The organism is uncultured Mycobacterium sp., assembly GCF_964249325.1.
In the GTDB taxonomy this organism is placed as follows: domain Bacteria; phylum Actinomycetota; class Actinomycetes; order Mycobacteriales; family Mycobacteriaceae; genus Mycobacterium.
In genome coordinates this window covers 1-5,975 of the sequence record NZ_CAXUCH010000255.1, presented here as the reverse complement: position 1 = coordinate 5,975, position 5,975 = coordinate 1, and the positions used below count along the sequence as shown (strand labels likewise).

Here is a 5,975-nt window from a genome sequence, read left to right as displayed (position 1 = left end):
CCCCAGATAGGTCCGATCCCGGTGCCGCCGCAGGTGGCCGCCGCGGCGCCGCCGCCCGCACCTCCCGGACAATCGCCGTGGGCGTTGACGGGATCCGACTACGCGAACGGGGCTGCGGGAGCGATCGCCGGCGGTACCGCCGACGGAGTCGGGAAGGCAACGCTGGGCGCGATCAATGCGTCCCCTGGCACAGGTCCGGGGAAGGCGGATCCCGGCCTGTTGAAGTGGTTCGAAAGCCCAAAGGTCGCTGGTGTCGAGTTGCCCACCCGTGCCGGCGGGGCCGTCGCTGCGGCCTTGACGGTACCGGCGGTCATGTCCGACATCCATGACGGCAACCCCGTGGCAGAGGCCGTCGTCCGAGAGGCCGGGGGAACCGCTGCCGGAATGGTCCTTGGCAGCGTGGCTGCAGACATGGCTGCAGGCGCGGTGGCCGGGTCGGTCGTCCCCGGTGTGGGGACTGCGATCGGCGTGGTAGCGGGCGCTGTGGTCGGAGGAGCTGTCGCCCTCGGCGCGTCCAAGGGGATCGGCGCGGCATGGGACTGGCTCTCGGGTGGTTAAGGCCTTCGCAGATGCGCTTCGATGACTACGTGCGGGGCCGCAGCGTAGCTCTGACCCCGGTTGACCGGTTCGCCGGGTTCGAAGTGAATGTGTGGTTGCCGGCGGGATGGGAGCGTGTCGGCACCGTTACCGGTATGCAAGTGTGGTGCCCTCGCGACGGAAGATCCACGGGCGTTTTCTGCGCCAACGCAGTGTTGACGATGCACCATGTCGCGGCTGCCCTTGATGCAGCCGAGGTATTCGCAATGCTCGTCGACGAGCAGCTGCACTCCGTGCCGGGCTGCCGCGAGAAGCACCGCGCCATCGCCCCGGCCCAGGACGGTGTCGGCGTTGAGGGATTTCTTGCCCTGCACATCCCAACCCACGAGTTCGGCGCGCTCGACAGCGTGACGCACTCGCGGATCATCACCGACGGACAGCAGACGCTGATCGCGCAGTTGACGCTGACAGCGCTGCACAGTGCACCGGTGCAGCACGCAGTCGTTCGGCTGGCCGTCCAGCCGGGCGCTTCGCCCGCTGGTGTGCACATAATGATGGGCGACGCGTACCCTGATGAACCGACACCGGCCGCCGAACCGGGTGAATCCGTTCAACGTCCGCTGCCCACGCCGCAACGAGTAGACGATCGCTGATGGCTGAGACGAAGGCACCGACGACCAACGGCGCATTGGCGAAACAACTTCGGGCCAACTGGCTGCGTTATGTTCTCGCTGCAGCGTTTTGCCTGCTGGCGCTGTCGCTAGTCCTCCTCCGATCCGATTGGTACGGAGGCGTCATACTGTTCGGCGGCGGGATCCTCATCCTTTACGGGCGTGGTCGGCGGATCCTGCGGGCCGGCGTCCGGCGGTTCGGAGACGAAATCATCTGCAGGTATATCCCGTTGTACGAGGGGTACACCTATGTCTTCGCCACCCTGTTTCCGGCGTTGGGAATCGCTTGCCTTGTCGGTGGATTCGCGCCTGGCTACCCGGTGTGGTTGCGGTTCGGCGGGATCTTGTTGCTTTGTGTATCGGCCGCGTACCTGGTCGTCTTCATGTGGAGGTGGCGCCGCAGCCAGCTGTGCATCACCCCATCGACGCTGAGGGTCCGCGGAGCTCTCGGTGCCCGCACCCTCACCGAAATCCCCCGCGATCTCGTGCAATCGATCGATTTCAAGACCGTCAGAGACGGGATAGCCGTGTATTCCCGAGTTGATGTGGGGTACCGGGATGCCGGCACAGGCTGCACCAACACCGTCCTGCTCGGCCCGCAGCTCAGCGTTGAGCCGGTCAACCTCGCCAACGGTCTGCTCTTCTGGAAATACAGCGACGGTAACGATCCCGGCGAGCGGCTCAACCAGGTCGAACACATCCTTCGCCAGGGTCCACCGGCTGGTGCGTGACCATGTTGCACCGGGCAGGTCGAGACAACTGCCGCCATCGTCGACCGCCTCACGTTCGTCGGCCACATCGTCAAAGCAGGCGTCGCGGCGGTTCGCGCGCACCCCGCGGTGCGGTCGCGCAGCAGTGGCCCTGACACCATCTCGTAATAACGGGTCAACGCGATGACGGGCCAGTCATGCGAAGCCGTCCCAGCCATTCGCCGGGGCGGCTTCATCTGTTGACGCTGCTCTACTCGACGAACTTGCACCCCGTATCGATTTCTCGAGGCGCGTAAGTCGCGATCGCGGGTTCGCTATTTTTTGGCGTCGATGTTGGTGAAGATCACGTCGATTATTTTGTTTGGCCCGTCGGCAGGGTTCGGGGCGCACAGCATCCCCAACACGAGCAGATTGTCCCGTGTGCGGGCAGTCTTGGCGCATGACCAGGGTGTGCCGTCGTCGGTTTGTTGGTCGGTGTTCCACACCACCTGGTGATCGGTCGTGTTCACATTTGAAACGGTCCACTCCAGCGGCGGCGCATCGGGCTTATTCGCCTCTGGATTGCTGAATTTCGTGCAGTTATGCACGGCTTGGGCCAGCTTCTGCTGCGCGGCGTCCGCTGCCTCGGCGGAGTCGAACACCGCGACGTAGGCGAACGCGGTCGCCCCGTAGTCGTCGCCGGGCTTGTCTCGGTAGTTAAGGCCCGCGACCGAGATGGCGCGGCCGACCACCGAGGTGCCGGCTGGGCGGCTCACCAGCGAGCAGGCAGGTGGGTCGGTTCTTCCGTCTGGCGCTACCGTTGTGTCGACGTCGCCGTGTTTGGCCAGGTCGAACAGGGTGACCTGTTTCATCTGTTGCTCGCTGGGGAGCACCTGCGACGGCACCACCCTGGTTGTGGGCGCTGAGGAAGAGGTGGCGCTGGACGAGGTGGTGGCGGCGGTGCTCTGAGCGGTGCTCGAGTTGTCCGTAGACAAGCCGACCGCTGCTGCGACGCCGGCAGCAACGAGCACCACAACACCCACGATCGTTCCGACGACCAGCTTGCGGTGTGACGGAGGGCGCGGCGGTGGTGGAGGCCCGCCAGCCCACGGTGGCCCGTAAGAACCCCACGGCCCTGGTGGCGGCGGTCCTTGTGGCGGCGGTCCTTGTGGCGGCGGTCCCGCCGGAGGCGGCCACATTCCCGGCGGTGGCTGCTCCCATGGGGGTCCGCTCGGATTGTGCCGCCAGCCCTCCGGACCATTCGTCACCGATAACTCCCTTCGATCGCTACCGGTACGCTAACCACGCCTACGGTATTACGGGAAACTGCCTAGGGAATGCACGATTTCGGCGAAGACAACCTGCCTCCGGGTCGCTGTCGAGTCGCGCTTGTTCCTCGCGCCGGCATATTGGCGGGCTGGATGACGCGCGCGGTTTGAGGATCACTCGTTGGAGCCGAGGGCACGCTGATCGTCGCACTTATCGGGCGGAATCGCAGGCGCGCATGGGGCGGCGAAAAGTTAGTGAAGAAGGCGCTAGGTGAATAAAGCTCAGTATTTTTCCTCGGTGTCATCGGCGCATGCTTCGTTATCGATTTTGCCCTGTCATTCCTGCACACCAGCCGTCGTGCCCAACGACGCATCTACTGGTCCAGCGCGTGCGCCACGGCCGTATCCGGCTTCCTATTGTGCTACCCGAATTGGGAAAGTGGGCTATGGGTTTGCGGAATGCTTGCGGGCGCAATGATAGTCGCGGCTTATACGTCGACGCCCTAAATCAAAATCGGCGGCAGAATCTATGCACTCACGGTGAGCGATCGACAGCCCGACCCCGAGGATGCACTCGAGGTGGATCGCGATCAGCCGGACGGTGATGGCGCACCGACCGCGCAGATAGCGGATTCCGCGGTCGATCCAGCTCCGGACTCCTACAGTGGCTTACTAACCCCGACGACGATGTGGTGGGTTCTCGTGGGGATAACGGCGATCGCCGCCGGTAACGTGTACGCCTTCTTATTCGGTGGCCGGCAGGCGCTGGTTGCGGCGGTGATGGCAGGGTTTCTTGCGCTGTTGGCCATCGGCACCGGTTACGGTGACGCCAGCTGGCGCTACCCGATAGCCCGCGGGCAAGGCATTCAGTTCGGTATCACTTCTTTTCTCACCGCCGGAAGCTTCGCGTTGGCCTATCTGATCGCCTACTACGCGGGCCAGCGTCGGCCGTTGCGGAGCAAGCATTCCATGGAATACCTCGCACATCCGCGTCACCAAGAGATGCAGAAGTGAGCGCGGGCGCGGGCGCAGCTGGGTCCCGCCGCGGGCGCGCCGACCGTGGCATCGGCCGAGCTCGAGAAGTTGCGGGTATCCGATGCATAGGTCGGCGACCTTTCCCTCCCGCTAATGCGCTGGGCTGCAGGCGCTTTGAGGTCATACTTCGTTGCTCGACGCATCGGGTGGCGAAGGGACACACATGAAGCGTTAGTATTGCAACCGAGTTGGCGCAGCAGGGGACTTGTATACTCGGAAAACCGTTGCCGCGGTGACGGTGTCGTCGCCGACGACTATGACGTTTACGCGGTGACGGTAACTGCTAGTGGGCGGCGGCCCGAGTCGACCAGTAGGCTGGTGAAGAGAACTCGGGGACGCGGTGCGGACCGAGGAAGTAGATGATTCGACTTACAGGGTTGATGTACGCGGCACCAGTGACGGCAATTCTGGTGCCCGCCGTTCTACTGGGCTTCGTCGCGTGCGGGTCCAAAAGCGCCGAGAAAGCCGCCACGACACCGGCGTCGAGCGCACACGCCACATCGTCACGTCTCCCGTTTCCACTTCCACCGTCCGTGAACGAGGGAACCTTGGTGTCAGGGCCGGTGTCCCGTCTGAAGCCGGGCGCTCCCATCATGGTGGGTGATAAGACCACCATGGTGTGCACCGCGGGCTTCTATATCGACTACTCCGACCCCAACCATCCCGACCAACTGCTACCTGCGTTCCTCACCGCTGCCCAGTGCGCTCGAGGTGATAGGCACGCCCCCGTCGCCGTCACGCAGGCTGAAGCCGCGGGACATACCCAAAAACGCACGCAGATCGGCGAGATGACTTATTTCCCTGCCGGCGATGTAAACCCGGCGGTCGCCGGTGAGCCGTGGACGATCCCGATATCTCCGCTGGCCGCCTTTAGCTCGGGTCAACCGACCTGGGCACTGCCGGTGGAGGTCACGGTCAACAACGCGGTTCCGGCACGTGAAATATTGCAAACAGCACAGCCAGCCGAACAGCGCAAGGCGCCCGCGACGTGGATCAACAGCTTCGGCGCAGTCGTCACCGGACACGTACTCGACCCGGCGTCCACGCCCGAATTGCGGGACATGCCCGCAAACGTGGAACGCGTTGTCGTCGTCGCCGACGATCCGAGCGCACCGATTTACCCCGAGGTGATGGGCTCTCCAGTCACCGTCGAGATGGACAGCGTTACCTACAACCTCGGCATCATTGTCAGCACTGATGAAACGCGGCGCTGGGTCGTGGTCGACCTCATCAAGCCTTTCCTTGCTGCCCATGGCGCGCGTCTTATTACGACGAGCTGACTCTGGATAAGACAGGAAAGCGCGAAAACGGTGTCATTAGCGCTCGTGCTACGAAACTCCCGACGAGCTCAGATCGATCACGATGCTTGTGCTCACTGATCGGGCGAACCTAAGTGACGATTCAGGCTCCTTCGTGGATTCCTCAGCCCCGCTCATGATGAACCGTATTCATTTGCCGGGCGGCTTTCTGCGGTGGAAGATCATCAAACGAATCGCCGTGCCGGCTGAAGGTCACCAAATGCCCCGGCGTTGCTCGGATCCGCAAATTTGGCGCGGATCCTGTCCGGTCGGCCGCGTTAGGGTGTGCTGGTGACAACTCAGCCGTTTGTGCGTCCAGGCGAGGTGGTTCGCCCCCCCGAGACCGGTGGGGGCAAGATCGCGCTGGAGCCGCCCATTGTGGCGCCGATCCCGCCGCCGCGCAGCGTGTGGGGGATCGTGCTGCCGATCGTGCTGGTGGTCGGCGTGGTGGGGCTGATCGTGGCGATGTACGTGTCG

Annotated in this window: 6 protein-coding genes and 1 pseudogene; 6 read left to right on the top strand and 1 reads right to left on the bottom strand. The window is 63.9% G+C overall.

All coding sequences use genetic code 11. From position 1 onward, the window contains the following. The 3 genes and pseudogenes from ACFE99_RS21795 to ACFE99_RS21785 form a co-directional block, all read left to right on the top strand. Window positions 1-558 (top strand): annotated as a pseudogene (locus tag ACFE99_RS21795) (hypothetical protein); the annotation flags it as partial. Window positions 559-569: 11 nt separating this feature from the next. Further along, a complete protein-coding gene (locus ACFE99_RS21790; protein WP_375488491.1) occupies window positions 570-1,190 on the top strand; it encodes a hypothetical protein in 621 nt (206 codons plus the stop codon). Beyond that, window positions 1,190-1,939, top strand: a complete 750-nt coding sequence (locus tag ACFE99_RS21785) for a hypothetical protein (RefSeq protein ID WP_375488489.1) — start codon at window positions 1,190-1,192, stop codon at window positions 1,937-1,939. The genes ACFE99_RS21790 and ACFE99_RS21785 overlap by 1 nt, the downstream gene beginning before the upstream one ends. Before the next feature lie 293 nt (window positions 1,940-2,232). Here ACFE99_RS21785 and ACFE99_RS21780 read toward each other — a convergent pair whose 3' ends face one another. Beyond that, window positions 2,233-2,940 (bottom strand): sensor domain-containing protein, encoded by a 708-nt coding sequence (locus tag ACFE99_RS21780; RefSeq protein ID WP_375488487.1) that lies wholly within the window; start codon window positions 2,938-2,940, stop codon window positions 2,233-2,235. A 765-nt stretch (window positions 2,941-3,705) separates the two neighbouring features. Between ACFE99_RS21780 and ACFE99_RS21775 the strand changes: the two genes are divergently transcribed. The 3 genes from ACFE99_RS21775 to ACFE99_RS21765 form a co-directional block, all read left to right on the top strand. Continuing rightward, window positions 3,706-4,179 (top strand): hypothetical protein, encoded by a 474-nt coding sequence (locus ACFE99_RS21775; protein WP_375488485.1) that lies wholly within the window; start codon window positions 3,706-3,708, stop codon window positions 4,177-4,179. Window positions 4,180-4,793: 614 nt separating this feature from the next. Beyond that, window positions 4,794-5,480, top strand: a complete 687-nt coding sequence (locus ACFE99_RS21770) for a hypothetical protein (protein ID WP_375488483.1) — start codon at window positions 4,794-4,796, stop codon at window positions 5,478-5,480. 309 nt (window positions 5,481-5,789) lie between these two features. Next, window positions 5,790-5,975, top strand: a 186-nt coding sequence (locus ACFE99_RS21765) for a hypothetical protein (RefSeq protein ID WP_375488481.1), incomplete at its 3' end; no start/stop codon positions are given.